The following is a 25,876-nucleotide window of genomic DNA, read 5'->3' on the forward strand; positions in this document are numbered from 1 at the left end:
TCCGGCGCCGGCGGTGATGCGCAGCGGGTCAAGTGATATGGGCGGGTACTCGGGTCAGTCGTGGGAGTCGGCGTGGCGGGCGCGGAAGGCCGCGACATGCGTGCGGGTCGCACAGCTGCCTGTATCGCAGAAGCGCTTCGAGCGATTGCGGCTGAAGTCGGCGAGATAGGCGCGGCAATCCTCGGCGGCACAGCGGCCAAGGCGATCGAGGTCCCCGGAGCGAATGAGGTCGATGAGGACGAGTGCGACGTCGGCGGCCACTCGGTCGGCCAGGCTGGCTTGAGTGCCGGTGGCGTGCAGGTGCCAATCCCAGTGGTCATGTTTGACCAATTGCGGCACGGAACCCGAGTCGCTCAGTGTGAGATTGATCTCATCGACCACCGCAGTCGTGCCTGCTTCGACCTCGTCGTCGGTCTCGGCGTCGATGCTCGAGTCCAGCGCGGCGGCGAATCGCTGGCGCAGTTTCAGGGTCTCATCGACGTCGTTTTTGGTGGCGGTCAAAGGGCCGGAGAAGTCGTGCCGGGCCGCGAACTCGCGGAGTTTCGCGGTTGTCGTCAGTTCATCGCCGCCGTCAACGATGTCGCTGGAGGTGTTGAGGAGGTCGACAAGCATCGTGAGGTTCGCGCGAATGTCGTATGTGAAGGCCATAGCGGGAACCATTCTGTCACAGCATGTAAGGACCAAACTGCACTTGACCCATTTCAATTGCAGGGTCGATACTGAAACCGGACAATCTGCAGGGCTCGCCGAGGCCCTGCGCAACCCGACGACGCGCAGACCCGGCAGAACGACGAAACGGCCACGCTGATGTCGACGTCGGGCCGCCTCGGCGAGGGGATGATCCGCCACCGCACCATCCACTCAGCGTCGCTCCGCCAACTCAACACCGCACCACCACCTCGGGGACGTCTGTCCTCGTAGGCCACTCAACGTTTCGCCGCATCAGGAGGTCAGGAATGAATCGCACCGTCATCGCAGGGTTCCTGCTCACTCTTGCCTCCGCGTTCTTCTTCGCAGTGTCGGGGCCGATCGCGAAGACGATGTACGCGATCGGGTGGACGCCGGGCGCGGTGGTGCTCATCCGCTTGGCCGGCTCCGCGGTCCTGCTGCTCATCCCCACCCTCATCGCCCTGCGCGGACGCTGGGGCGAAGTGATCACGCACTGGCGCACCGTCGTCACCTACGGCCTGGTCTCGATGGCCGGCGTCCAGGGGTTCTACTTCGTCGCCGTCGAACACCTCACCGTGGCCGTGGCACTGCTGCTGGAGATGACCGCCCCGATGCTCATCGTCTTCTGGATCTGGGCGCGGACACGGACCCGGCCGGCGACCGTGACATTCATCGGGGTCGTCGTCTCCATGATCGGGCTCCTGCTCGTGCTCAACCTGCGCGGATCGTCGATCAGCATCTTCGGCGTGGTCATGGCGATGGCTGCGGCGGTCTGCCTGGCCAGCTATTTCCTCGTCTCTGCGAAGGACACGATCACGATCCCGCCGGTCGCGCTGACAGGTCTGGGCATGGGCATCGGGGCGCTGGCGATGTCGGCCATCGTGCTCGCCGGCATCATGCCGTGGAACGCGGTGACGGCGGACGTCGACTTCGGCGGGGTGTCGATGTCGTGGGTCGTGCCGATGGCGATGATCGTCGTGTTCACGGTCGGCGCCTACATCACCGGGATCCTCGGTCTGCGCTATGTCGGGGCGACGGTCGGATCGTTCGTCAACCTCGTCGAGGTCCCGTTCTCCGTCATCGTCGCCTGGTTGGTCCTCTTCGAGATGCCCGCCCCGATCCAGCTCTTCGGCGGAGTCTTCATCCTCGGCGGCGTCGGCTTCATCAAGTGGGGCGAGTCCCGCCTGGCCCGCCGGGTGGCTCGCCGCGAGGTAGTCGCCAAGTCCGAACCCTCCCTCATCACTACGTAATTACTACCTGACGGCGGCCCAGCAACCTGGCGCCAGGTATCTGGGCCGCCGTCGGGTAGCTCGAAGACATCTGCGATGTTAAGAGATATTGATAGGTTGACCATATGGGCCATATCGAGATCAACGATGTCTCCTTCACCCTCGCCGACGGCAGGCCTCTGCTCGGATCGGTGACGTTTCGAGTCGGGGACGGGGCCAAATCCGCGCTCATCGGTGCCAACGGTGCCGGCAAGACCACTCTGCTGAGGATCCTCACCGGTGAGCTCGTCCCTGATGAGGGAGCTGTTTCGCATACCGGCAGCATCGGATTGATGCGTCAGTTCATCTCCGCCGATACCGTCGCCCAGGCGCTCGAGGAACTCGCTCCGAATCCGATACGTCGTGCTGCAGCGAATCTGCGGAGGGTCGAAGAGAAGCTGCTCGGAGCCGAGAGCGAATCGATGGCCGTGCAGATGGCCTACGCCACGGCGCTCAACGATTGGTCGGACGTGGGCGGATATGACGCGGAGGTGCTGTGGGACACCTGCACCGCCTCGGCGCTGGGAATGTCGTTCGACCACAGTCGGGACCGTAAGATCTCCACCCTGTCAGGAGGGGAGCAGAAGAAGCTCGTGCTCGAGGCGCTCCTGCGCGGACCCGATGACATCCTGATCCTCGACGAGCCCGACAACTTCCTCGATGTCCCGGGCAAGCGCTGGCTCGAAGCCGAGTTGAGGGACACCGACAAGAGTGTCCTCTTCGTATCCCACGACCGGGAGCTGCTTGCGCAGGCAGCCTCGCAGATCATCACTGTCGAACTCTCTGCGGCGGGGAACACCGCATGGGTGCATCCGGGCGGATTCGGCACCTACCACGCGGCCCGGTCGGACCGGTTCGAACGGCTCGAGGAGCTGCGCAGACGATGGGACGAGGAGCGAGCGAAGCTGCGGTCGCTGGTGCAGATGTACAAGCAGAAGGCCGCCTACAACTCGGACATGACTTCGCGGTACCGAGCCGCGCAGACTCGTCTCGAGCGCTTCGAGACCGCAGGCCCACCCGAAGCCATTCCGCGTGAACAGAACCTCGGAATGCGTCTGCGCGGCGGACGCACGGGCAAGATCGCGATCGTCGCCGATGCGCTCGAACTCACCGACCTCATGCTGCCGTTCGACCTCGAAGTCCATTACGGGGATCGGATCGCAGTACTCGGATCGAACGGTTCGGGAAAGTCGCACTTCCTGAGGCTGCTCGCAGCCGGCGGCAGCGACCCCGAACCCGAGCACCGCCCGGTCTCTGACATCGACATCGCACCTGTCGCCCACGACGGAGCAGTGCGGCTCGGAGCCCGCGTGCGTCCCGGCTGGTTCGCGCAGACGCACGGACGCCCGGATCTGCGGGGGCGGACCCTGCTCGAGATCCTCCACCGCGGGGACGAACATCGGGCAGGGTTGCCGCGAGAACCGGCTTCGCGGGCCCTTGCCCGCTACGAGCTGGCCGGTGCTGCAGAGCAGTCCTTCGATTCGCTCTCGGGTGGGCAGCAGGCGCGCTTTCAGATCCTGCTGCTCGAGCTCGCGGGCGCGACTCTGCTGCTTCTCGACGAACCCACCGACAACCTCGACCTCGTCTCCGCTGAGGCATTGCAGACTGCGCTGCAGTCATTCGATGGGACGGTACTGGCAGTCACTCACGACCGCTGGTTCGCTCGCGATTTCGACAGGTTCCTCGTCTTCGGGGCCGACGGCGAAGTCTATGAGTCGGCAGCACCGGTCTGGGACGAGGGACGCGTGGCCCGCAGCCGCTGACGGTTCCAGTCGAGCATGCGTCTCTGATTCGATCAGTAGCTGCGGGGCAGGCCCAGGACTTTCGTGCCGAGATAATTGAGGACCATTTCCTGACTCACAGGTGCGATCTTCATCAGGCGCACCTCCCGCAAGTAGCGCCCGACGTGGTATTCCTCCGAATACCCCATGCCGCCATGGACCTGAACTGCCCTGTCGGCTGCATCAACGCCGGCCTCAGCGCAGAGGTACTTTGCCGTGTTCGCTTCGCGGCCGCTCGGCAGACCCTGGTCGTACGTCCACGTGGCTTTTCGCAGTGCCAGTTCCGCAGCGTCGAGCTTCGCCAAGGAATCAGCCAGCGGGAACTGGAGGCCCTGATTCATGCCGATGGGGCGATCAAACACGACGCGTTCATTGGCGTACTTGGCGGCCTTCGCCAAGGCTGCGCGACCGATGCCCAGAGCCTCGGCGGCAATGAGCATCCGCTCAGGATTGAGTCCGTCGAGGAGGTACTTGAAGCCCTTCCCCTCCTCGCCGACGCGGTGCGCCGCAGGGATGATGAGATCGTCGATGACGAGCTCATTCGAGGTCACAGCGTTGCGGCCGATCTTGCTGATCGGGTTGATCTGCACGTGATCACGGTCGAGGTCAGTGAAGAACAAAGTGAGTCCGTCGGTCGGTTTGGCGACGTCTTCCCTCTTTGTCGTTCGTGCGAGGAGGAGGATCTTGTCCGACTCCAGAGCTTTGGAGATCCACACCTTGCGTCCGTTGACGACGTACTCGTCATTGCGCCGTTCGGCGAACGTTGTCACCCGTGAGGTATCGAGCCCGGCATCGGGTTCGGTTACACCGAAGCAGACGTGAAGGTCCCCGGCGGCGATCCGCGGCAAGTTGTCCTTCTTGAGTTCTGCGCTGCCATGTTTGATCACGGGGTGCAGTCCGAAGATGGTCATATGAATCGCACTGGCGGCATTCATCGCGCCTCCCGCTGCAGCCACGGCTTCGAGCAGCAAAGTGGCTTCGGTGATTCCGAGGCCGTGCCCGCCGAACTCCGTGGGAATGGTCAGACCCAGCCACCCCTTCTCGGCCAAAAGATCGTAGAACTCCTGGGGGAACTCGTGGCGTTGGTCTTTGTCGGACCAGTACTCGTCGTCGAAGCGACTGACGATCTCCTGTGCCGCTTCCCGAATGACCAGCTGGTCATCGGTCAATGAGAAATCAGGCATCGGTGCCTCCTCGAATATGATAAAAGGTATTACCAATATAGAATCTAACTCAGAATGTCATCGAGCGCCAGAAGGAACTGATGGACACCACTGAGAGCTCCCGCTTCGTCGCCGAGGTGAGGGCGCGGATCCTCTCCGGCGAATTGCCGGACGGAGTGAGGCTCGAATCCGAGCGCGACCTCGCCGTGCGATACGGTCTGAGTCGAACGACGATTCGTGCAGGACTGCAGTCGCTGGCGGCCTCTGGCCTGATCCGTCGGAAGATCGGACGCAATGGGGGAAGCTTCGTCTCTGTGCCGACCGAAGCGGCAGTCTCGGATTCGCTCCGGCTGGTCATCGGTGCCGGCGGAGTGTCCGAGTCCGACCTTATGGAAACCCGCCTGGCCATCGAACCGATGTGCGCCGAACTAGCTGCATGCCGCATGAGTGAATCCGAGTTGGCCACTCTCTCGGCCACCCAGTCAGAGATGGCCTCTGCGCTCAATGTCATTGGCAGTCCCGCCGATCGGAGAAGGCTCCTCGCAGCCAACGCTCGGTTTCACCTCCAGGTGGCCGAGGGCAGTGGCAATGCGGCGCTGGCGGCGATCCTGCGGGGTCTCATTGGTCCGATCGAAGCGCTCACTGATGATCCGGAGGTCATTGACCACGCTCAGCTCCGCGAGCTGATCCGGGCGCATGAGGCCATCTACTCAGCTTTGCGCGCGGGCGACTCGGAGCGGGCCAGGAGTGTCATGCGCAAGCACCTGTCGGCACACATTCGTCTGGCCGGCGGCTCCTGAGTCCGCCCCGGACCAGGCATCGTGGAGAAGGGGTGGGTTGGGGAGCTGGCTCGCTGTCGTCGTCGCATGGTTCCTCGAGGCTGGGGGCGCCGCTCCTTGGTCCGCCGCGGCCTCGGGTTCGTCGGCGGCTGCATTTGACAGGCGAGTGCTGTTGCATAGACTGTACGTTAGTACGAACTGAAGTACGCATATACCAATGGAGGTTTTATGGGACTTCGCACCAGACGCCGCGCATCGCTGGCGACGGCCGCCGGGCTGAGTCTGTCCCTGCTCGGGTTGACCGCCTGTTCGGCAGCACCCGCGTCCGATTCACATGACACCACTCTGACCTTGGCCGACAGCTACCCGCCGACGCACATCTTCGGAGCTTCAGGGGTGAGTGTCTTCATGGACGAGCTCTCCGAACCCGACCCCGAGGGGGCCGGTAGCTTAGACGGCTCCGGTGAAGAAGCCGGGACCGTTGACTTCGACTACTACCCGGCCGGGCAGATGGGCACTCCACGCGACCTCGTCTCACTTAATCGGTCGGGGGTCGTCGACATCAGCCCCGCCTCGGCGGCCTATCTCTCCGACCAGCTGCCGCTTTCGAGCGTGTCCGATCTGCCCGGCTTCGTCGATGACTCCTGTGTTGGGGCAGATGCGCTCTTCGACATGATGTCCCCCGGCGGGATCCTGTACGAAGAGGAATATGCTCCGCGCGGACTGCGGCCGCTCTGGGTGTCGGTGCTGCCCAGCTACGAGATCCTCACCGTCGATCGACAAATAGACCGCCCTGAGGATCTGCGAGGGCTCAACATCCGAACTTCCGGTGGAGCACTGGACGCGACTCTCGACGAACTCGGTGCGTCGGCAGTGAGCATGCCCGCCGCTGACGCATATGAGGCGCTGTCCCGGAAGACCGTCGACGGCGTTGCGTTCCCCTTCATCAGCGTTTTGCCGTACAAGCTCCAGGAGGTCCTCCGCCATTCGACGACAGGACTCAACATCGGCGCGTTCGCCATCCCGTATGTCATAAGCGAGGACTCATGGCAGGAACTGAGCCCGGCGACGCAGGAGCGCATCGAGACGGCGGGCCGCCACGCACAGGAGAGCCTGTGCACGGCCGTCAACGATGAGACGCCTGCTGCCATCGAGACCATCGAACAGAGCGGAGTGTCCTTCAACTCCCCGCACGGGCGCGGCAAGACGAGATTCGACGAGAAGCTCGAACCCGTGCGACAGCAATGGGCCGAGAACATGGATTCGATTGGCAAACCCGGCACCGAGGTGCTCCAGGACTACGAAGACAGCATCGCCCGACATGAGAGGGCAGCGAAATGATTCCCCTGAACGATGACGTCCCGACTGAGGGGCCCGCTCCGCGCCCACGAGCCCATCGACGGCCGGTTCGCACGTCGATCACTGCCATCAAGAACGCAAGCGTGGTTCTTGCCGCAATCGCAATCGTCGCTATGGCGCTCATCATGCTCGCCGAATCGATCATGCGCTACGCATTCAGCGCCCCATTGGGCTGGAACGTCAGTGCGGTCGAGAGAATCCTCATGCCGATGTCGGTCTTCCTTGCGCTGCCGTGGCTGTATGTGACCGCTGGCCATGTCAGCGCCGAGATCATCTACGACCGACTCCCTGCTCGGTGGCGGATGACTGCGCGAGTGGTTGGACATATCCTTCTGCTTGTCATCGCTGCTGCCTTGGCGTATTCGGGTTTGGTGACAGTCGTAGACTCCTTCGACCTCGGCGACGCTCCGCCGCCGGGATCCAGTGAGGTGCCAATGCCCACTTGGATCTGGCAATTGTCCCAGCCGGTCGGAACGGCAGCCCTGTTCGTCGTGGCCCTGCTCGACACTCCTCGCGCCATCGGCGAAGATCAGGCACTTGTCGAAGATGCCGACAGCGAGGAGTCGGTTCTCGCCGCTGAGGGAAGTGACGCCGCAGGAAGCGACCCGTTGCACGAGCCGATCACGACTGATCGCGACGACTCTTCGAGGCCAAGAGGTGACCGGTGATGATCGTCATCGTCATCAGCGCTTTGCTGCTTGCCCTCATTCTCATTCGGGTGCCGATCCCCTTTGCCATCCTCGGCGCAGCAGGCGTCGGTCTGCTTTGGATCGGCGGACTCGGCAACCTAGTCGGGATCTTCGAAGTCATTCCCATGAGCGCGGTGGGCAGCAATTCGCTCGCGGCCATTCCGCTGTTCATCTTCATGGCACACCTCGTCCTCAAGAGCGGAGTCCTGGCGTCGCTGTTCACCTCGGCGAGCACCATCATCGGGCGGGTGAGAGGGGGAACCGGAATCGCGGCCGTACTCGCCGGTGCCGGATTCGCCGCGGTGTCGGGGTCGTCCACAGCAGCCGCGGCAACACTGGCACACACCTCGACGGACACGATGCTTAAGCAGGGGTACAGCCGACGGCTTGCGAGCGGCACAGTCGCCAGCGCCGGCACACTGGCCGCGATGATTCCGCCTTCAATTCTGCTGGTCTTCTACGCCATCACCGCAGAGACAAGTGTGGGCAAGACACTGCTGGCCGGTGTCCTTCCGGGCCTCCTAATGGGATTCGGCCTCGCGCTGACTGTGTGGGTCATGGGGCTGCGCGGCCACGCTCCCGCGACCGAAGCCACGCACTGGACCGCGAAGCTCAAAGCACTGTCGGGACTGCTGCCGGTCCTCGTCCTCTTCGTCATCGTCGTGGGCACGGTTTTCCTCGGCATCGCAACGGCAACGGAAGCGGCCGCTTTGGGCTGCCTCGGCGGATTCCTGCTCATGGTGTGGACGAAGACGGTGAACCGGTCGAATCTGCGGTCGGCCCTGGTCGGCACCGTGTCCAGCAGCGCGATGATCCTCGCCATCGTCTTCGCCGCGCATGTCTTCGGAGTCTTCCTCACCGAGACTCGGGTGACTCCGACCGTGGTCGACTTCGTCCAGGGGCTGTCGATCGCACCGATGCTCGTCGTCATCATCTTTGCCTTCGTCTATCTGGTCCTGGGCTTCTTCATGGATCAGATGGCGATCATCGCGCTCACGGTTCCGGTCACCCTGCCGGTCATCGAGGCGCTCGGGTTCGACCCGATCTGGTTCGGCGTCATCGTCATCCTGCTGGCAGAAGTCGGCCTGATCACTCCTCCACTCGGGCTCAATGCCTTTGTGGTGGCACGGGCTGCGAACATCAGAGTCGAGACAGTGTTCCTGGGGTCCGTTCCCTTCATCATCGCGATGCTCATCGTTACAGCGCTGGTCTTCGCCTTCCCCGAACTTGCCCTGCTCCTGACGGTTACTGCGAATTGAGGTCAACTCCGTGACATTGCCGACTTCCGATCAGCCCGCCCCCGCGCTCGACGGGCTCACGGTCCTCGAGGTGGGGGCCGTGATCATGGCGCCCTATGCGGGAAAGATACTCGCCGACCTGGGAGCCGACGTGATCAAAGTCGAGCAGCCCGGCGGAGATATCGGCAGGCGGATCGGTTTGGGCGGGGCGACCGGTGACAGCGTTCTGTCGATGAATCTCAACGCGAACAAACGCAGCATCGAACTCGATGCCGGCGTGGATGCGGATCGGCCGACTCTCGAACGGCTCATCTCCTGGGCCGACGTCATCATCACCAACCTTCTGCCGAGGCGCCGTGCTCGATACGGACTTGATTGGGACACGGTCCACCGAATCAGCCCGAGGACCATTCTGTGTACCGCGCAGGGGTTCTCCTCACACTCGCCGTACGGTGATCGTCCGGCATACGATGACATCATCCAGGCGGGATCCGGTCTGGCGGACACGTATCGATTGCGCGATGGTGCCCCGGCCTACTCTCCCTACGTCGTGGCCGACAAAGTCTGCGGTATGACCATGGTTCAGGCGGTGCTTTCGGCGCTCTTCGCGACCCGGTCGAGCGGCGCGGGCACGTGGGTCGATGTTCCGATGATCGACACTATGTCGGCATTCACCGCGGTCGAGCACCTCGGCGGTCACACGTTTGTGCCTTCTCGCGGCGATGTCGGATGGTCGCGAGTCCTGGCTCCTGAGCACCGGCCCCATCGAGCTCTCGACGGCTACATCTGCGTGATGCCCTACACCGATCGCAACTGGGCCGACTTCTGCGAGCTCATCGAGCGACCCGACTACCTCGTCCACCCCGATCTGAGCACCAATCAGGCTCGAACGAGAAACCCCCACGTCTACGAGTCGGTGCTTGCCGATTATGCCGCGTCCCGCACATGCGGCCAGATCCGGGCAGAGTGCGAGCGGTACGCCATTCCCGTTCAGGCGGTAGTGCGCGTTGACGAGATCACTGCAGACAGCTACCTCGGCGAGTCGCCGATGCTGTCAGCGCAAGTTCACTCAAAGCAGGGGCAGTACCTGCACGTCGGGTCGCCGCTGACGTTCAACAACCGACCGCGGCCCGAGGTGCGAGAAGCGCCAGGGCTCGACGCGAACCGGGAGGACATCCTCGACGAGATCGGGAGGGCATCCTCGCCGAAGGTCGGTGGGTCCGCGGCGGCCGAACTCGAGCGGTGAACCCTCTGACAGTGAACTCTGGGCCTAGGAGCCAGGGTGCGACGTGCGGCAGGTCGCAGGAAATCCGCCGGGTACGGGACGCAGGGACCGCCTGCGATTGGAAACACGGCCGCACCCTGATAGACATTGACTTATGACCTCGACACATCGCACGGTGACTCGGATTGTGAGGATTCTCGAGTCTGCCGCACGTGCGGGCGACCGGGGGGTGGCCCTCAGCACTTTGGCGCGTGAACTCGATGCGCCGAAGTCGAGCGTGCACGGTTTCGTCCGAGGGCTGTGCGCAGAGGGCTACCTCGCCGAGACGGCCGACGGCTATGTCCTCGGATCCGGTGTGGCACATGTGCTGGGGCCGGCCGAGAACTCCGTGGTACTACTCATCGAGGATGTCCTCGCCGAGATCTCGGCCCGAACTGGTGAGACCGTCACCGTGGCCGTCAGAGTGGGTACTTCGGTGGTGTACGTGCACAGCCTGCCGGCCGACTACGAGGTCTGCTACGCCCCGCGACTGAAGGTGCGACGTCCGCTGCTGCCGACCTCCTCGGGGAAGCTGTTCTTTGCGTTCGCACCCAAGACCGGCGATTCCGAACTGCTTGCGTCCTTCGATCCTGAGACCAGAGCCCGATTGGAGACGGAGCTGCCGGCGATTCGTGACAGCGGCATCGCACTCAATCAAGGGGAGACCGTCCCCGATGTCTCCGCTGTCGCCGCTGGGGTCTTCGTCGATAGAGTCCTGTCTGCCGCGATTACCATCGCCGGGCCGATCACCCGCACGAAGGAGCACATCGAGCACTACGGCACCATCGCCCGTGAGCTCCTCGACGGAGCGGGCTTCGGCCGACTCTGAACGCAACGTCACCGTCCCCGAACTCTCAGCGGACTTCGATGTTGTAGCTGTAGCCCTGTTCGGTGAGGAAGCGGCGGCGCTGAGCGGCGAAGTGCTCATCGACGGTGTCGGCAGCGACGACCGTGTAGAACGTGGCCGACCCTTTGTCTTCCTTCGGACGCAGGATCCGTCCGAGGCGCTGAGCCTCTTCCTGTCGCGAACCGAAGGCTCCGGAGACCTGGATCGCCACCGAGGCAGCCGGCAGATCCACGGAGAAGTTCGCGACCTTCGAGACGACGAGCACCGGGATCTCCCCGGACCGGAATTCGCGGAAGAGCTCCTGGCGCACCGATTCGGGGGTCTGCCCGGTGAGAACGGGCGCGCCGAGTTCGGCTCCGATCTCCTCGAGCTGATCGAGGTACTGCCCGATGACGAGGATCTGTGAATCCGGATGATCGGCGACGAGCTCGGAGACGATCGGCAGCTTCGCATCCGACGTCGCCGCCAGCCGGTACCGGTCCTCACCGTCGGCGCGAGCGTACGCGGTTCGGGTTCCGCCGTCGAGGCGGACGCGGACTTCATGGCAGGCGGCGGAGGCGATATACCCTAGCCGTTCGAGTTCTTTCCACGGCACTTCGTACTGCTTGGGTCCGATGAGGGAGAACACCTCGTCTTCGCGTCCGTCCTCACGCACCAGCGTCGCGGTCAGTCCGAGGCGACGACGCGCCTGCAAGCTTGCGGTCAGCCGGAAGATCGGCGCCGGCAGCAGGTGCACCTCGTCATAGATGACCAGCCCCCAGTCCTTGGCGTCGAGGAGCTCGAGGTGGAGATACGAGCCCTTCCTGCGAGTCGTGAGCACCTGGTAGGTGGCGATGGTGATCGGGCGGATCTCCTTCGTCGATCCCGAATATTCGCCGACCTCGTCTTCGGTCAGGGTGGTGCGTCGCAGGATCTCGTCCTTCCACTGCTTGGCCGAGACCGAGTTCGTCACGAGGATGAGCGTCGTCGTCTGGACTCGAGACATCGTGGCCACACCGACGACTGTCTTCCCGGCACCGCACGGCAGAACGACGACTCCGGACTCACCGGACAGCGACTGGTCGATGGCCTGCTTCTGGTAGTCGCGCAGGTGCCACTGACCGCCGTGGGCATCATCGGACAGGGAGATCTCGTGAGCCTCGCCGTCGACGTAGCCGGCGTGGTCGGAGACCGGGTGGCCCAGCTGCAACAGGGCGTGTTTGAGCTCGCCGCGCTCGGAGGGATGGACGAGGACGGATTCTGCATCGATGCGTTTGCCGAACTTGCCGACGAGGTCGGGCTGGCCGACGAGCTCGTCGAGCAGCCCCGTCTCCGTCGACGTCAGGGTCAGTCCGTGGACCGGATGATCGATGAGGGTGAGTACACCGAAGCGATCCATGATGTCGACGATGTCGACGAGGAGCTCATGCGGGACCGGGTACTTCGCGAATTCGAGGAGCACGTCGACGACGGATTCGGCATCGTGGCCGCTGGCGCGTGCGTTCCACAGGCCCAGCGGAGTGATCTCGTAGGTGTGGATGTACTCCGGGGTCCGCGACAGCTGCGCGAACGGGGCGATCGCCACGGCCGCCTCGACGGCGAGGGGATGTCCCGATTCCAGCAGCACAGTCCGATCGGACTGCACGATCAGCGGACCATTCATTCAATACTTCCCTTCCCGAAGTGTGATGACACCAGAGGACACAACACGTCCATCACCCCGATTGTTCCCGCTCCGAGCTACCTGACGGGGGCCCAGATACGTGGCGCCAGGTTGCTGGGACGCCGTCAGGTAGCAATTAGGGGGAGGGGTCTACGGAGACGATGCGGGCGACGGACAGGGAGGCCTCGGCGCCGGTGGTCGTCACCACTCCGCGGACTCGACCGGCGTTGAGGGTGGTCGGCAGCATCTCGATCGTCCGCTCCTTGCCGTGGGAATCCGCGATCCGAATGAGCACGCGTCGCTTCTCCTCCGCCGCTTCCCGCAGCCGATCCATATGCCCCAAGGGCTCATCCGTGCTCACCTGGGCGGCCGCCGCAGGTGCAGACCGCAGGATCCGAATATATTCGCCGAGGTGACCGTCACTGACCCGTGGACGCCGCCTGACGCTGACCTCGGGTTCCGATTCGGTGATCACCCGACGTCTGCGCACCGGCCCGGCCGCCGAATGCAGCAGAGCATGGTGATCCCCGGCCTCGAGCAGGTGCATCGTCCGCTCCGGGCCCAGCTGAGCGATCGCCACGGTCGGCGCCAGTCGTTCGAGACCGGCCGGCATCATCGCCTGATCGGAGAGGATGACATCGAGGTCGACCGGGTCGTCGACGATGAGCACCGCCCGGGCCCCTGCCACCCGCACCCGCCGCAGCTTCGACGCCGTGTTCTGCACGAGGAACTCCAAGGTCGACGGCAGCTCTTCTGCACTGATCTCGGCGAGTTCGGCCAAGGCCTCCTCCGGGGTGAGACCGGCCTGCATGGTGTCTTCGATGGTCTCGCCGTCGATGCGGTAGACCGTGCCCTGGCCGCGCGCCTCGACGACGGCGTACCTGCGCAGAATATGGTGGACTCGCGGTTCGATCGGGCCGGTTGCCACGGCTGTTAGATCGGATTGGATGAGCACGGTGTCGACCTCGGCCCCGAGTCCCTCGGTGACCGCGGCGACGACGTCCCCGGGCACGGTCAGGGCCTCCATGGACACACCCAACGGCAGGATCGAAGGGTCCTGATTGGCGTGCTCGGCCATCGCCCGATCCAGTCCGGCGGCCAGACGGAGACCGAACCGGCTCGGCCCGAAATGATCCGGCTGCTGCAGGGGCGTCGTCGCCAGCCCGAAGGTGACGCAAGTATGGAGAACAGCCTCGGTCATCGCGAATTCGTGTGCCGGCAGCAGCGGGTGGCGGCGCAGAAGCTCGGCGTGGATCCATCCTGCCGACCGGGCCGAACCCAGACCGATGTCGTGGAGGACCGAGAGCACAGCGAAGCGCAGCAGCGGCATCGCCGGCACCGACAGCCCGTAGCCCTTGAACAGGGACTTCTTCGGGGTGGCGAGCACGGTGAGGCGCTCGTTCTCGCTCGCCCCCGCCGCCAGCTGAGTGACGTCGAGCAGTTCGCGCAGCCATGCCCCGACCAGCGCTGCCCACAGTTCGGCACGATCGCCGGCGAGGGCGGAATCGGCATCATCGGCGGCCGTCCACTGCGGATCGAGCGCATCGTCGAGGACCCCGATGAGGTTCAGCGACTTCGCCGCCTGCAACAGGGTGATCGTCTGCTCGAGACCCAGTTCGAGGGTGCGGGCGAGTCGGGAGACATCCCGTTTCGAGATGCCGCCGCTGGTCAGCCGGGAGATCGGCAAAGCGGTAAGTTCATCGACGAGCCCGCGCAGGGACGAGATGACCTCGGCCACGGCAGCCTGTTCGCTGTTGTGGATGAGCGGCTGGCCGATTGTGGCCGCGGACGAATCGATCGACGCGGAGTCGATCTGCCATGGATGGGCGCGGGAGGATTCGGCCGCCGAGGTCGGCAGGAGGGTGATGGCCTCGGACTGGATCTTCCACACGCTCGCACCCGAAGCCCCTGCAGACCCGACCGCCCCAGACCCGCCAGCCCCGGCACCGCCCGCTTCCCCACCGGCAGGCCAGGCCAGGCCGAGGTCGCGCAGCCGGGGAGGGCCGCCTCGGCGAGGGTGGGATCGATGTGCGGATTGCCCGTGATCTCGATCTCGGGCTTCGTCCGGGCCGCCTTGGCCAGGGAGATGAAGACCTCGAGCGTCGATGCGTCGAGGGCTTCGATGCCGCGGGAGACTCCGATGCGCGAGGATGCGGCCGCAGCCAGGGCCGCCATCGTCGGGGACTCGGGTTGGAGGAGGTCGCGTCGGGTCCGGACGAAGGACTCGAAGTCGGCATCTGCACTGTGGGACAGCCACTGGCTGAAGGTCATTGACATCGCAGATCAGTCTATCGCGAGGGGTACAATGGAGGGGCAGATTACGGATCAGAGATCAGACGGAAGGACGCGCATTGTCAGCCACTCGAGTCGACACGACCATCGTCGTCGCCGCAGTTGCCGCCGCAGCCATCGGGGCGCTCGGCCTCATCGGCGTCCTCGGTCAGGCCTGGATGGGAATGACGCCCAGTCCGCTCCTGACCTACCTGCCCATGATCCTCGTGCCCATCGCCGTCATCCTCGCCTGCGTGGCCATGATCCGAGCGGCCATCCGACGCAGACAGACCGGGGTGGGCCACCGCTGAAACCATCACTCATGCCGCTCACCCCGCAGGTTCGGGGACAGGCATGAGCCACGCCCGCCCAGTGTGATCGAAGCGGTGCTGGTCCCCACCTCGCCGAGGCGGCCGACCACCACAGCGCGCACGTGCTCGTGATCTCCCGCCACCGAAAAGGCGCCCACCACCACGGTGTCCACGGCCTTGCCGGATGAGAGAGAACCAGAGATCGCATCGCTGGCACGATCCTTTCGGACCCACAGGCGCACAGCCTGACCGACGACTCTCCGGGCACTTGATCACAGCGCACTGCACACAGACACACCAGCTTCCCGGCTGCGGAATCCGACTCCGCAGCCGACCGACACACAGCCCGCACCCGCGGGCACCTGACAATCAGCCCGCCACCGCGGGTGAGACCAGACAGAAAGGACATCATGCCCACCGGACGCGTGAAATGGTTCGATGCCGACAAGGGCTTCGGCTTCGTCATCGCCGAGGACGGCTCGCAGGCCTTCCTCCATTCCTCCGTGCTGCCTGAAGGAACTGAGGTCACCAAGGGCACCCGACTCGAATACGATGTCGTCGATTCCCGCCGCGGAGCGCAGGTGCTCAAGGCCCGCCCCCTGAACACTCCGGCCAAGGTTGCCAAGGCCCGCCGACGCCCGGCCGTGGACATGGCAGTTATGGTTGAAGATGTCATCAAAGTATTGGATGACCTCAACAACGGACTGCAGCACGGCCGTTACCCGGACCCCGCCCATGGGAACAAGGTCGCCAGCCTGCTGCGGGCGATTGCCGACGATTTGGAGTCCTGATGTCATCACTGTTCAGTGATTGGCTGGCCCGGCAGACCGCCGTGCCCGCCGAGAACGACGCCGAACAGACCACCGAGGCGGCCCCGGGCAGCGATGTGCCCGCCGCTGTGGGCGAATCGACCGCCGCTGGAAGCGCGGTCGCCGCGGATTCCGGCACGGCCGCCTCGGCGAAGGCATCGAAGACCGGCCGTGGCCGGTCGGGCACGGAGAAAGTCGTCCTCGACACCCAGTTGGCTGCGGCGATCGACATCGCCCGCACCGCCATCACCGAGGTGGCCGGCACTGCCGTCGTCGGCGAACACCTGGGCACGGTGGCCGAAGCAACCCGCCTGGTCACCCACTACTTCGTGTGCACCGACCCGACCTACCGCGGTTGGCGGTGGGTGGCCGTGCTCGCCCGCGCCCCGCGCGCGAAGAAGGTCACGGTCTGCGAAACCGCGCTGCTGCCCGGCCCCGATGCCCTCGTCGCCCCCGAATGGGTGCCGTGGGAGGATCGACTCGAACCCGGCGACATGGGTCCGCGCGATACCCTGCCGAAGCTCGACCAGGACCCGAACCTGCAGCCGGGCTTCCAGCAGACCGAGGACAATGCGGCGGACAACATCGACCAGATCCAGAACTTCGAATTCGGTCTCGGTCGTGAACGCGTGCTTTCCTCCGACGGGCTGAGCGCGGCCGCGAGCCGGTGGTCGGAATCCGATGCCGGACCCGACAGCGAGTTCGCCTCACGCGCGGCCGGACACTGCGGCAGCTGCGGCTACCTCATGCCGATCGCCGGATCGCTGCGCCAGAAGTTCGGGGTCTGCGCCAATGCGTGGTCGCCGTTCGACGGTCGCGTGGTCGGACTCGAATCCGGGTGCGGTGCGCATTCGGAGACCGATGTGAGACGGCCGAACAACGAACCGGTGGAAGCCGTCGTCGACGACTACTCCGGCGAACTCGAGTTCCAGGAGGGCTGACACACTCGATGTCCCAGACGTTCCGGTCGCTGTCGGAGCCGAACTACCGGCACTGGTTCGCCGGTGCCCTGATCTCCAACACCGGAACGTGGATGCAGCGCACGGCTCAGGACTGGATCGTCCTGACCATGCTCACGGACAACAACGCCTCGGCGCTCGGCCTCACCATGGCTCTGCAGCTGGGGCCGCAGCTCATCATGTTCCCGTTCGCGGGCAACCTCGTCGACAAGTTCGACAAACGACGGCTGCTCATGGTCACTCAGGCGCTGCTGGGATTCATCGGTCTCGTCCTCTTCGCCCTCACGATCACCGACGTCATCGTGCTGTGGCACGTCTACGTGCTTGCGTTCACGCTCGGGATGCTCACAACCCTGGACAACCCGGCCAGGCAGGCCTTCGTCTCCGAACTCGTCGGTGAGAAGCTGCTGCCGAACGCCGTCAGCCTCAACTCGGCGTCCTTCAACGGCGCCCGCATGCTCGGTCCTGCAGTGGCCGGTGTGCTCACCGCCGTCATCGGACCCGGTCCCGTCTTCCTCATCAGCGGACTCGGCTTCGCGGCGACGCTCACGGTGCTCCTCCGGCTCGACAAATCGAAGCTGCACCCTTCCGGTCGGCGCGGCAAGGGCGGAGTCCTCGGCGGACTGAAATACCTGCGCAGACGCCCGGACATCACGGTCGTACTCGTCGTGCTGTTCATCGTCGCGACCTTCGGATTCAACTTCAACATCTACACGGCGACGATGGCGAAGATCGAGTTCGGCAAGAATGCCAGCGGCTTCGGTCTGCTCAACTCCGTCATGGCCATCGGATCGGTGACCGGGGCACTCGCCTCGGCCAGGCGGGAGAAGCCCCGACTGCGATTCATCTTCGGAGCCGCCGGCGGATTCGGTCTGGCCGTCGGCCTGGCATCGCTGATGCCGAACTACTATCTCTTCGCCGCCTCGCTGATGTTCGTCGGCTTCGCATCGCTGACGATGATGACCTCGGCGAACGCCTATGTGCAGACGACCACCGCGCCGAACTACCGCGGCCGAGTCATGGCCATCTACGCGGCCGTCGTCATGGGCGGCACACCGATCGGGGCACCGCTGGCCGGCTGGGTCGCCGATGCCTTCGGACCGCGGATGGCGCTCGTCGTCGGAGCCGCCTCGGGGATCATCGCCTTCGCCGTGGGACTGCTGTGGATGATCACAGCCAAGGATCTGCGACTCCACCGGGATCCGAAGTCGCGGATCCGGCTGCACATGAGCTATCAGGGCAGGCCGCCGGGCGGCAGCGGACACTGACGGGTTCGAACGGGCAGGTTGCAGCTCGTGGGGCGGCATCGGCAGGAGCCGGCACTCGGCGGGTCCGGAGGTTCGTGTCATAGAATTTCGATCGACCGCCTCGGCGAGGGATCCAAGGGTCGAGCAAGGGAAACGGACGGACTGTGACAACTGACATCATCACCTCGGTGCTCGTCGGCCTGGCGATCCTCGTCGGCTGCCTGGGCATCATCGTGCCGGTGCTGCCCGGGTCGATCCTCATCGCCATCGCGGTTCTCATCTGGGCGATCATCATCGGCGGACCGACCGCGTGGATCATCTTCGCCATCGTCGCCGTGTTCGTCGCGGCCGGGATGAGTGCTTCGCTCGTGCTCACCGGCCGCAAACTCAAGTCCATGCAGGTGCCGAACTCCTCGGTGCTGCTGGGCGGGGTGCTCGCCGTCATCGGCTTCTTCGTCATTCCGGTGCTGGGCCTGCCGATCGGCTTCGTCGCCGGCCTCTACCTCGCCGAGTATTCCCGCCTCAAGGACGGAAAGACGGCGTGGAACTCCAGCTGGGAGTCGATCAAGGCGATCGGCATCGGTGCGGGCATCGAGTTCATCCTCGCGATGCTCGCGGCCATCACCTTCGGCATCGGCGTCCTCATCCACTTCTTCGCCTGAGGGCTGCACCTGCACCTGCCGACGCATAAGACACACAAAGTGCCATAACGCCCCGTTGCCACGGGAGGTTATGGCACTGAATGTAGGAATTGCTCGGACGGCACTGGGAAGCCGCTGGCGGCCCTTCGTTACTTGAGGGCGTCGATGACGAAGTCGATGCAGTTAAGCAATGCCCGAACGTCGTCGGGGTCGACCGAGACGAAGGTCGCGATGCGCAGCTGATTGCGGCCGAGCTTGCGGTAGGGCTCGACGTCGACGACGCCATTGGCCCGCAGCACCTTGGCCACGGCAGCAGCATCCACCGACTCATCGAAATCAATGGTGGCCACGACTGACGAACGATCCGCAGCGTCTGCCACATAGGGGTGAGTCGCCTCGGCGGATTCCGCCCAGTCGTAGACGAGCCCGGAGGACTCAGCGGTCCGTTCGGCTGCCCAGGACAGACCGCCGTTGCCGTTGATCCACTCGATCTGTTCGGCGAGCAGCAGCAGGGTCGCCACGGCCGGTGTATTGTAGGTCTGGTCCTTCGCCGAGTTCTCGATCGCAGTGACCAGGTCGAGCGAGGTCGGGATCCAGCGTCCGGAGCCCTTGATCTCCTGCGCGCGGGCGATCGCGCGCGGCGACATGATCGCCACCCACAGTCCGCCGTCGGAGCCCATGTTCTTCTGCGGGGCGAAGTAGTAGACATCGGTCTCGGCGATGTCGACATCCAGCCCGCCTGCGCCGGAAGTGGCGTCGATGACGACGAGGGCATCCTCGGCGATCCCGGCCGGACGGGCGATCCGAGTGGCCACACCGGTCGAGGTCTCATTGTGGGGCCAGGCGAAGACGTCGGCGGCGTTCTCGCCGGTGGCGGCCTCGGCGGGGGAGTCCACGAGACCAGCGGCAGCCAGGGCCTCGGGAGTCGGGATCGCAGCGGTGCCGGGTTCGGCGCTCAGGATGAGGGAGGACTTCAGGTGTGGGGCGGTGTCGGTGGCCTTTGCGAACTTCTGTCCGAACTCGCCGAAGGTCGCGTGGGCGGCCCGGTCGCGGACGAGGCCGAAGGCAGCGACGTCCCAGAACACGGTGGACCCGCCGTTGCCGAGCACCACTTCGTAGCCCTCGGGCAGGCTGAACAGCTCGGCCAGGCCGGAGCGGATGCGGCCGACGAGGTTCTTCACCGGCGCCTGGCGGTGGCTGGTGCCGAGCACCTCGGTCGCGGCAGCGTTGAGCGCCTCGATCTGGGCGGGGCGGATGCGGGCCGGGCCGGACCCGAAGCGTCCGTCGGCGGGCAGGAGGTTCTTCGGGATCTCAATATTCGTCGCAGTCACGCTCGACATTCTACGGCGGGCCCGCCCGGCGTCCGGGACCGGTCCGTCATGTGACGGACGTGCCGTCTCGACAATCCCAGCCTCGGCTGCCCCGCCGAGGCGGGACCCGGCTGACTCGTGTCCGTGCCGCGTCGTAGAGTGAAGACATGAGTGAGCCCGTCGATCGCCTCCCGCAGACCCGGAAGTCCTATGACTCAGCCGTCTTCGAACACCCGGATACCGTACCCCTGGACCTGCTGCGTCACTGGTACGACGAGGCGGCTGACCATGTCCGTGAACCGAATGCGATGACCCTCTCGACCCTGGACGAATGGGGTCCGAGTTCGCGCATCGTCCTGCTCAAAGGCCTCGACGAGCGCGGTCTCCTGTTCTTCACCGACTACGACTCCGCGAAGGGCCGGCAGCTGCAGGTCGACCCCCGCATCGCGGTGAACTTCCCCTGGCAGGACATGGAACGACAGGTCCGCATCCGCGGACTCGCCGAGGTGGCCGCCCCCGAGGACTCGGACGCGTACTTCGCCGTGCGACCCCGTGGATCGCAGATCGGGGCGACCGTGTCCAAACAGTCCCAGCCGGTGACGGACCGCGAGCAGATGCAGGCCGAATACGATGCAGCGGCGGCCGAGCTCGAGGGCCAGGACGTGCCGCGGCCCGATCATTGGGGCGGATTCCGTGTGCGCGTCTTCGAGATCGAGTTCTGGCAGGGCCAGGCGAACCGGTTCCACGACCGGTGGGTCTTCCGCCGTTCCGACGGCAGTCACGAAACGGCCGACCTCGACGATGCCTCGGCCTGGGAGGCCGTCCGCCTCTACCCCTGAGGCTCTTCCTCAGTGCCCTGACCTTCCGTGTTGCAGAACGAATCAGCACAGGGCGCCGGCCACCCAGCACAATGGTCACAACATGCGCACCGCAACCGAGCGCAGACGATGCAAAGGAGCACCCATGACACCCCCAGCACTCAGCACCAAGTTCGGACCCGACGCCGTCTTCGATAACCTCATCGGCGGAGCACGTGTGCCCAGCGGTGACAGGTCGACGAATACGAACCCGTCCGACCCGACCGATGTGATCGGCCGCTACGCCCGCGCGGATGCCGCCACGGTTGCCTCGGCGATCGATGCCGCCCGCGCTGCCGCCCCGGCCTGGGCGGACCTCGGCTCACAGCAGCGATTCGCAATCCTCGACAAGGCCGGCGGCCTCATCGCAGAACGCGCCGACGAACTCGGCGATCTGCTCGCCCGGGAAGAGGGAAAACAGCTCGCCGAAGCCAAGGGCGAGGTGCTGCGTGCTTCCCAGATCTTCAAGTTCTTCGCCGGCGAGACCATCCGCAACACCGGTGAGGTCGTAGACTCGGTCCGCCCCGGGCTCATCGCCGAGATGACGCACGAGCCCATCGGCGTCATCGGCATCATCACTCCGTGGAACTTCCCGATCGCCATCCCGGCCTGGAAGATCGCCCCGGCTCTGGCCTTCGGCAACACGATCGTGTTCAAACCTGCCGAGCTCGTCCCCGCCAGTGCGTACGCGCTGGTCGATATCCTCGCCGAGGCGGGACTGCCCGATGGGGTCCTCAACCTCGTCATGGGGCCGGGCTCCGTGGTCGGGGACGCACTGACCACCTCGGCGAAGGTCGACGCCGTGACCTTCACCGGATCCGTCGCCGTCGGACGGTCCGTCATCGCATCGGCTGCGGCCCACCAGATCAGAGTGCAGTGCGAAATGGGCGGGAAGAATCCGCTCGTCGTGCTCGGCGACGCCGACCTCGAAGCGGCCGCCGAGGCCGCGATCAACGGAGCCTTCTTCTCCACCGGCCAGCGCTGTACCGCGTCCTCACGCCTCATCGTCACCTCCGATGTCCACGATGAATTCGTCGCGCTGCTCAAGGAGAAGATGGCGGCGCTGACTGTTGGAGACGCCCGCGCCGAGGGCGTCGCCATCGGACCCGTGGTCTCCCAGACCCAGCTCGACCAGGACCTCGATTACATCGCCAAGGCCCGAGCCGAAGGCGGGGAGGTCGCCGGCGGTGAGCTCATCGATTCAGACACGGAGGGGTACTTCCTCGCGCCCGCACTCGTCACGGGCACGAAGCCGGGCGATACGATCAACGTCGAAGAGGTCTTCGGTCCGGTCGCCTCGGTGATCGAGGTCGCCGACTACGACGAAGCGCTCGCCGTCGCCAACGACACCCAGTTCGGACTGTCCGCGGGCATCTTCACGACCTCCCTGAAATATTCGACCCACTTCAAGCGTTATGCCGAGGCCGGGATGGTCATGGTCAACGCCCCGACGGCAGGCGTGGACTATCACGTGTCCTTCGGCGGACGGAAAGGGTCGAGTTATGGTCCTCGCGAACAGGCTCGCGCGGCACGTGAGTTCTTCACAGCACACAAGACGACCTACACGAATGCGGGCTGAACAGTTCGGTGCGGATACGCGCCGAGCGCGCCGATGAACATGTAGGCCGAGCCGTCAGACGGCGGCCGATGCCGAGCCCTGACCCGAGCGAATCCTCGACTCACGGGATTTGCTGAACGCACGATAGGATTGGGACAGATCGCAACGGCCGCGAACGGGTTCGCCTGTGCGGGGCGGGGGCAGGGTCGAATCGACCCGAATTGGTGACAACGCCTGAAACGGTCGAAACGACCTGAAGACGAAGAGTGGAGTGGCTGGTCAGAAGTGAACGACCTCATTGATACAACCGAGATGTACCTCAAATCGATCATCGAGCTCGAGGAACAGTCGATCGTGCCATTGCGTGCCCGCATCGCCGAGCGTCTGGACCATTCCGGCCCCACCGTGTCACAGACCGTGGCGCGGATGGAGCGCGACGGGCTGCTTCACGTCGGCAATGATCGCCATCTCGAACTCACTCCCGAGGGCCGTCGGATCGCCACCGACGTCATGCGCAAGCATCGTCTGGCCGAGCGTCTCCTCTCCGACGTCGTCGGACTCGAGTGGGAACTCGTCCACGACGAGGCTTGCCGCTGGGAGCATGTGATGAGCGAGCAGGTCGAGCGCAAGCTCGTGACTCTGCTGTCCGAGACCTCCACCGGGCCCTACGGCAACCCGATCCCCGGCCTCGACGTCATCGGCGGCGAAGCCTCGAAGACCACCGAGGTCATCGACCTCGCCACGGCAGTCGGTCGGGACGGTGCGAAGAAGCTGACGATCGCCTGGCTGGCCGAACCTCTGCAGGTCGACATCCACCTGCTTCAGCAGTTCCAGGTCGCCGGCGTCCTGCCGGGCAGCGACGTCGAGATCTCTCGCAACGGCGAATACATCACCGTGCAGGTGCCCGGCGCGCAGGACGTGCTCGACCTGCCGATCGAGACCGCCTCGCACGTCTTCGCTTACCGGGGCTGAGGCGTACAGAAGTCTCCGCTCGATAACGGCAACGCTGTAGCTCGGTAACGACGATGCCGAGCATCGGTAACGGAAGAGCGGGTGCTCGAACCCCGATTCGTTACAAATCACTGTGATCCATGACCCAGGGAGTGGCTTTCCACCCCCTGGGTCACGTCGTATAACGAGAAAATGTTACGAAAATTTCAAGCCATTCTGAGCCTCTGACCTGGGGATTTATGGAAAACATCACGGTTTCCCTCCTGTGGTTGTGACAGAAACGTGACAATCAGTCACCGATTGGTTACAGTTATTGAGGTCGTTCACGCAATGACGACTTCACAACGAGATCCGAGCGCCACGCTCGCTGTGAGATATCAAGGACCGAAAGTGGCGGTTGGCTTAAAGCAAGCCAATAGGAACGAGAGGGAAAACGTGGCAACTAAGCAGCATGGCCGCCGCGCCGCCGATGCCAAGGTCAAGACTCCACTGACCGAACTCACTGAACTTCTGAACGCCAACTCGGGCGTCTTCGGCCGTCGTGCAGCAGTTGTCGCTGCCAGCGGTGGTCTGCTGACCGCCGCAGTGATGCCAGCCGCCGGCCAGGGAGCCGACGACCAGAACAAGGTCTCCGCAGAAGCCGAGACCACTCAGAAGGTCGACTTCGAGAATCAGACCGTCACCATCGGCGACGACTCGAACAGCAAGAAGGGTGACAATAAGTCCGATTCCTTCAGCGTCGAGAGCAAGACCATCACTGCTGAGGCTGCTCCGAAGCCCAAGCCGAAGCCCGAGCCGGCTGAAACCTCCGCTCCTGCCTCCTCTGACGATCCGGCCGGGACCTCCGACGACACCGCCAACAGCGGATCGTCCGACTCGGGTGAGTCCGACTCCAAGGACTCGGGATCCATCGACGGATCCAAGGCCGAGCAGGTCCTCGGCTGGGCGGAGAAGGGTGTCGGCACCCCCTACGTCTACGGTGGAACCAGCCAGAGCGGCTGGGACTGCTCCGGCTACACCTCCTGGGTCTACAGCCACGTCGGCGTGAGCCTGCCCCGCACCTCCGGTGCCCAGAAGGCCGCCGGCCAGGTCGTCTCGCAGTCCGAAGCCAAGCCCGGTGACCTCGTCTGGCACCCCGGCCACGTCGGCATCTACGCCGGTGACGGACAGATGTACGATGCCGGTTCGCCCGGTTCCGGAACATCGAAGCGCAGCTACAGCTGGATGGGTGACGTCACCTTCATCCGCGTTCTCTGATCTTCTTCACCGAAAAGCTCCCCGCACGACTCGACGGTCCTCGAGTCGCACGGGGAGCTTTTCGTATGCCTGGAGGATCTGTGGCGATCCAGCCGGCCTGCGCGGCTGCCCGCCTATACCCGATTCGGTGAACGCAAGCCGAAGTTTCCATGACGCGAGTCGTATGAATTGGGTCACGGGCGCGCGCGGCGTTACTCTGGAGAGGATTGAGTTCCATGAACGGTGGACGCAGAATGGCGTCGACCTCCGATTCGAAGGAAAGCAGATGGGGCATAGTCGAATAGTTCGAATAGCCGCTCCAGTCTCTGGTGCGGAGCACATATCTGTCTCCGTGCCCTCTTTCCCAGGCGTCGTGCCCATGAGCACGGCGCCTTTTGTGTTCCCTGGGGCCGAGGCAGCCGGTTTCGGCCCAGAAGAGAAGAAGATGAGGGGCGAGATATGAAGACTCTCGTGCTGAACGCCGGTTACGAACCGCTGTCGATCGTTCCGTTCACACGAGCCGTGGTGCTCGTGCTGACCGGAAAGGCGACAGTCCTGGCCGCAGAGGACATTCCGGTGAGATCCGAGCACATGAGTCTCGATCAGCCCTCCGTCATCCTGCTCACCCGCTATGTGCGCCCGCCGAGCAACCGTCGCGTCTCGCTCTCCCGCCGCGGAGTCCTGCGCCGGGACGGCCACCGCTGCGCATACTGCTCCAAGCCCGCGTACACCGTCGACCACGTCGTCCCACGGTCTCGTGGGGGAGCGAACACCTGGGAGAACCTCGTCGCCTGCTGCCGCGAATGCAACAACCGCAAAGGCAACCGCACCCTCAGCGAGATCGGATGGAAGCTCGGCTTCCTGCCGCAGGAACCCCGCCTGGGGCAGCTGTGGATGCGCGGGCTCGACAAACCCGTCGAGAAGTGGCGTCCGTTCCTCGAATACTCCAGCGCCGCCTGACAGCCGAGGCGGCTCCGGACTCCCGCTCACATCGCCGAAGAGTAGTCATCGTCCCAGATAGGGAGCG

23 protein-coding genes are annotated in these 25,876 nt (G+C 64.6%); 18 read left to right on the forward strand and 5 right to left on the reverse strand.

The window, feature by feature from the left end; translation table 11 throughout:
* Positions 1–54: 54 nt before the first annotated feature.
* Positions 55–648: a CGNR zinc finger domain-containing protein gene (locus BLU88_RS05520; RefSeq protein ID WP_092010942.1), complete on the reverse strand. Its 594-nt coding sequence runs from the start codon at positions 646–648 to the stop codon at positions 55–57.
* Between the two features lie 308 nt (positions 649–956).
* On the opposite strand from BLU88_RS05520, the gene BLU88_RS05525 reads away from it, so the two are divergent.
* Positions 957–1,919 (forward strand): EamA family transporter, encoded by a 963-nt coding sequence (locus BLU88_RS05525; protein ID WP_092010943.1) that lies wholly within the window; start codon positions 957–959, stop codon positions 1,917–1,919.
* Between the two features lie 104 nt (positions 1,920–2,023).
* Positions 2,024–3,700, forward strand: coding sequence for an ABC-F family ATP-binding cassette domain-containing protein (locus BLU88_RS05530; RefSeq protein WP_092010946.1), 1,677 nt, complete (start codon positions 2,024–2,026; stop codon positions 3,698–3,700).
* A 32-nt stretch (positions 3,701–3,732) separates the two neighbouring features.
* Here BLU88_RS05530 and BLU88_RS05535 read toward each other — a convergent pair whose 3' ends face one another.
* Positions 3,733–4,902: an acyl-CoA dehydrogenase family protein gene (locus BLU88_RS05535; protein WP_092010949.1), complete on the reverse strand. Its 1,170-nt coding sequence runs from the start codon at positions 4,900–4,902 to the stop codon at positions 3,733–3,735.
* A gap of 80 nt (positions 4,903–4,982) precedes the next feature.
* On the opposite strand from BLU88_RS05535, the gene BLU88_RS05540 reads away from it, so the two are divergent.
* The 6 genes from BLU88_RS05540 to BLU88_RS05565 all read left to right on the forward strand — a co-directional run bounded on the left by BLU88_RS05540 (position 4,983) and on the right by BLU88_RS05565 (position 11,039).
* Positions 4,983–5,681 (forward strand): FadR/GntR family transcriptional regulator, encoded by a 699-nt coding sequence (locus BLU88_RS05540; RefSeq protein ID WP_092010952.1) that lies wholly within the window; start codon positions 4,983–4,985, stop codon positions 5,679–5,681.
* Positions 5,682–5,888: 207 nt separating this feature from the next.
* A complete protein-coding gene (locus BLU88_RS05545) occupies positions 5,889–7,001 on the forward strand; it encodes a TRAP transporter substrate-binding protein (protein WP_092010956.1) in 1,113 nt (370 codons plus the stop codon).
* 101 nt (positions 7,002–7,102) lie between these two features.
* On the forward strand, positions 7,103–7,687 hold the full coding sequence (locus tag BLU88_RS05550; RefSeq protein ID WP_231939617.1) for a TRAP transporter small permease: 585 nt from the start codon (positions 7,103–7,105) through the stop codon (positions 7,685–7,687).
* A complete protein-coding gene (locus tag BLU88_RS05555) occupies positions 7,687–8,967 on the forward strand; it encodes a TRAP transporter large permease (protein ID WP_092010962.1) in 1,281 nt (426 codons plus the stop codon). Before BLU88_RS05550 ends, BLU88_RS05555 begins: the two co-directional genes overlap by 1 nt.
* 10 nt (positions 8,968–8,977) lie before the next feature.
* The gene (locus BLU88_RS05560; protein ID WP_231939618.1) at positions 8,978–10,192 is read left to right on the forward strand and encodes a CaiB/BaiF CoA transferase family protein; all 1,215 of its coding nucleotides are present in this window, start codon (positions 8,978–8,980) and stop codon (positions 10,190–10,192) included.
* Between the two features lie 133 nt (positions 10,193–10,325).
* Positions 10,326–11,039 (forward strand): IclR family transcriptional regulator, encoded by a 714-nt coding sequence (locus BLU88_RS05565; RefSeq protein WP_092010965.1) that lies wholly within the window; start codon positions 10,326–10,328, stop codon positions 11,037–11,039.
* A gap of 25 nt (positions 11,040–11,064) precedes the next feature.
* On the opposite strand, the gene BLU88_RS05570 is transcribed toward BLU88_RS05565, so the two are convergent.
* Positions 11,065–12,699: a DNA repair helicase XPB gene (locus tag BLU88_RS05570; protein ID WP_092010968.1), complete on the reverse strand. Its 1,635-nt coding sequence runs from the start codon at positions 12,697–12,699 to the stop codon at positions 11,065–11,067.
* A gap of 136 nt (positions 12,700–12,835) precedes the next feature.
* Positions 12,836–14,590 (reverse strand): helicase-associated domain-containing protein, encoded by a 1,755-nt coding sequence (locus BLU88_RS05575; RefSeq protein WP_231939619.1) that lies wholly within the window; start codon positions 14,588–14,590, stop codon positions 12,836–12,838.
* A gap of 460 nt (positions 14,591–15,050) precedes the next feature.
* On the opposite strand from BLU88_RS05575, the gene BLU88_RS05580 reads away from it, so the two are divergent.
* The 5 genes from BLU88_RS05580 to BLU88_RS05605 all read left to right on the forward strand — a co-directional run bounded on the left by BLU88_RS05580 (position 15,051) and on the right by BLU88_RS05605 (position 18,958).
* Entirely contained in the window at positions 15,051–15,281 is a 231-nt protein-coding gene (locus BLU88_RS05580; RefSeq protein ID WP_092010971.1) for a hypothetical protein, read from the forward strand.
* A gap of 410 nt (positions 15,282–15,691) precedes the next feature.
* Positions 15,692–16,072 carry a cold-shock protein gene (locus BLU88_RS05590; RefSeq protein WP_092010977.1) on the forward strand — a complete coding sequence of 127 codons (381 nt, stop codon included), beginning with the start codon at positions 15,692–15,694 and terminating at the stop codon, positions 16,070–16,072.
* Positions 16,072–17,031 carry a DUF3027 domain-containing protein gene (locus tag BLU88_RS05595; RefSeq protein WP_092010980.1) on the forward strand — a complete coding sequence of 320 codons (960 nt, stop codon included), beginning with the start codon at positions 16,072–16,074 and terminating at the stop codon, positions 17,029–17,031. Before BLU88_RS05590 ends, BLU88_RS05595 begins: the two co-directional genes overlap by 1 nt.
* 8 nt (positions 17,032–17,039) lie before the next feature.
* The gene (locus tag BLU88_RS05600; RefSeq protein ID WP_092010983.1) at positions 17,040–18,317 is read left to right on the forward strand and encodes an MFS transporter; all 1,278 of its coding nucleotides are present in this window, start codon (positions 17,040–17,042) and stop codon (positions 18,315–18,317) included.
* Between the two features lie 143 nt (positions 18,318–18,460).
* The gene (locus BLU88_RS05605; protein ID WP_092010986.1) at positions 18,461–18,958 is read left to right on the forward strand and encodes a DUF456 domain-containing protein; all 498 of its coding nucleotides are present in this window, start codon (positions 18,461–18,463) and stop codon (positions 18,956–18,958) included.
* Positions 18,959–19,086: 128 nt separating this feature from the next.
* Here the strand turns inward: BLU88_RS05605 and serC are convergent, their stop codons facing one another.
* Entirely contained in the window at positions 19,087–20,268 is a 1,182-nt protein-coding gene (gene serC / locus BLU88_RS05610) for a phosphoserine transaminase (RefSeq protein ID WP_092017213.1), read from the reverse strand.
* Positions 20,269–20,414: 146 nt separating this feature from the next.
* On the opposite strand from serC, the gene pdxH reads away from it, so the two are divergent.
* From pdxH to BLU88_RS05640, 5 genes are all read left to right on the forward strand, one after another.
* Positions 20,415–21,086 (forward strand): pyridoxamine 5'-phosphate oxidase, encoded by a 672-nt coding sequence (gene pdxH / locus BLU88_RS05615; RefSeq protein WP_092010989.1) that lies wholly within the window; start codon positions 20,415–20,417, stop codon positions 21,084–21,086.
* Between the two features lie 124 nt (positions 21,087–21,210).
* Complete coding sequence (locus BLU88_RS05620) at positions 21,211–22,683, forward strand: aldehyde dehydrogenase family protein (RefSeq protein WP_092010992.1); 1,473 nt, start codon at positions 21,211–21,213, stop codon at positions 22,681–22,683.
* A gap of 264 nt (positions 22,684–22,947) precedes the next feature.
* Complete coding sequence (locus BLU88_RS05625; protein WP_092010995.1) at positions 22,948–23,634, forward strand: metal-dependent transcriptional regulator; 687 nt, start codon at positions 22,948–22,950, stop codon at positions 23,632–23,634.
* A gap of 414 nt (positions 23,635–24,048) precedes the next feature.
* Positions 24,049–24,870 (forward strand): C40 family peptidase, encoded by an 822-nt coding sequence (locus BLU88_RS05630; RefSeq protein ID WP_092010998.1) that lies wholly within the window; start codon positions 24,049–24,051, stop codon positions 24,868–24,870.
* Positions 24,871–25,308: 438 nt separating this feature from the next.
* A complete protein-coding gene (locus BLU88_RS05640; protein ID WP_092011004.1) occupies positions 25,309–25,809 on the forward strand; it encodes an HNH endonuclease in 501 nt (166 codons plus the stop codon).
* Positions 25,810–25,876 lie beyond the last annotated feature (67 nt).

The sequence above is a fragment of the Brevibacterium siliguriense genome, assembly GCF_900105315.1.
Classification (GTDB): Bacteria; Actinomycetota; Actinomycetes; order Actinomycetales; family Brevibacteriaceae; genus Brevibacterium; species Brevibacterium siliguriense.

Excerpts from the sequence above, each read along its gene's own strand:
- BLU88_RS05640 (WP_092011004.1), top strand. The coding sequence starts at position 25,309 with ATGAAGACTCTCGTGCTGAACGCCGGTTACGAACCGCTGTCGATCGTT.
- BLU88_RS05595 (WP_092010980.1), top strand. The coding sequence starts at position 16,072 with ATGTCATCACTGTTCAGTGATTGGCTGGCCCGGCAGACCGCCGTGCCC.
- BLU88_RS05555 (WP_092010962.1), top strand. The coding sequence starts at position 7,687 with ATGATCGTCATCGTCATCAGCGCTTTGCTGCTTGCCCTCATTCTCATT.
- BLU88_RS05535 (WP_092010949.1), bottom strand. The coding sequence starts at position 4,902 with ATGCCTGATTTCTCATTGACCGATGACCAGCTGGTCATTCGGGAAGCG.
- BLU88_RS05620 (WP_092010992.1), top strand. The coding sequence starts at position 21,211 with ATGACACCCCCAGCACTCAGCACCAAGTTCGGACCCGACGCCGTCTTC.
- BLU88_RS05600 (WP_092010983.1), top strand. The coding sequence starts at position 17,040 with ATGTCCCAGACGTTCCGGTCGCTGTCGGAGCCGAACTACCGGCACTGG.
- BLU88_RS05570 (WP_092010968.1), bottom strand. The coding sequence starts at position 12,699 with ATGAATGGTCCGCTGATCGTGCAGTCCGATCGGACTGTGCTGCTGGAA.
- BLU88_RS05530 (WP_092010946.1), top strand. The coding sequence starts at position 2,024 with ATGGGCCATATCGAGATCAACGATGTCTCCTTCACCCTCGCCGACGGC.
- BLU88_RS05545 (WP_092010956.1), top strand. The coding sequence starts at position 5,889 with ATGGGACTTCGCACCAGACGCCGCGCATCGCTGGCGACGGCCGCCGGG.
- BLU88_RS05525 (WP_092010943.1), top strand. The coding sequence starts at position 957 with ATGAATCGCACCGTCATCGCAGGGTTCCTGCTCACTCTTGCCTCCGCG.
- BLU88_RS05520 (WP_092010942.1), bottom strand. The coding sequence starts at position 648 with ATGGCCTTCACATACGACATTCGCGCGAACCTCACGATGCTTGTCGAC.
- pdxH (WP_092010989.1), top strand. The coding sequence starts at position 20,415 with ATGAGTGAGCCCGTCGATCGCCTCCCGCAGACCCGGAAGTCCTATGAC.
- BLU88_RS05565 (WP_092010965.1), top strand. The coding sequence starts at position 10,326 with ATGACCTCGACACATCGCACGGTGACTCGGATTGTGAGGATTCTCGAG.
- BLU88_RS05540 (WP_092010952.1), top strand. The coding sequence starts at position 4,983 with ATGGACACCACTGAGAGCTCCCGCTTCGTCGCCGAGGTGAGGGCGCGG.
- BLU88_RS05590 (WP_092010977.1), top strand. The coding sequence starts at position 15,692 with ATGCCCACCGGACGCGTGAAATGGTTCGATGCCGACAAGGGCTTCGGC.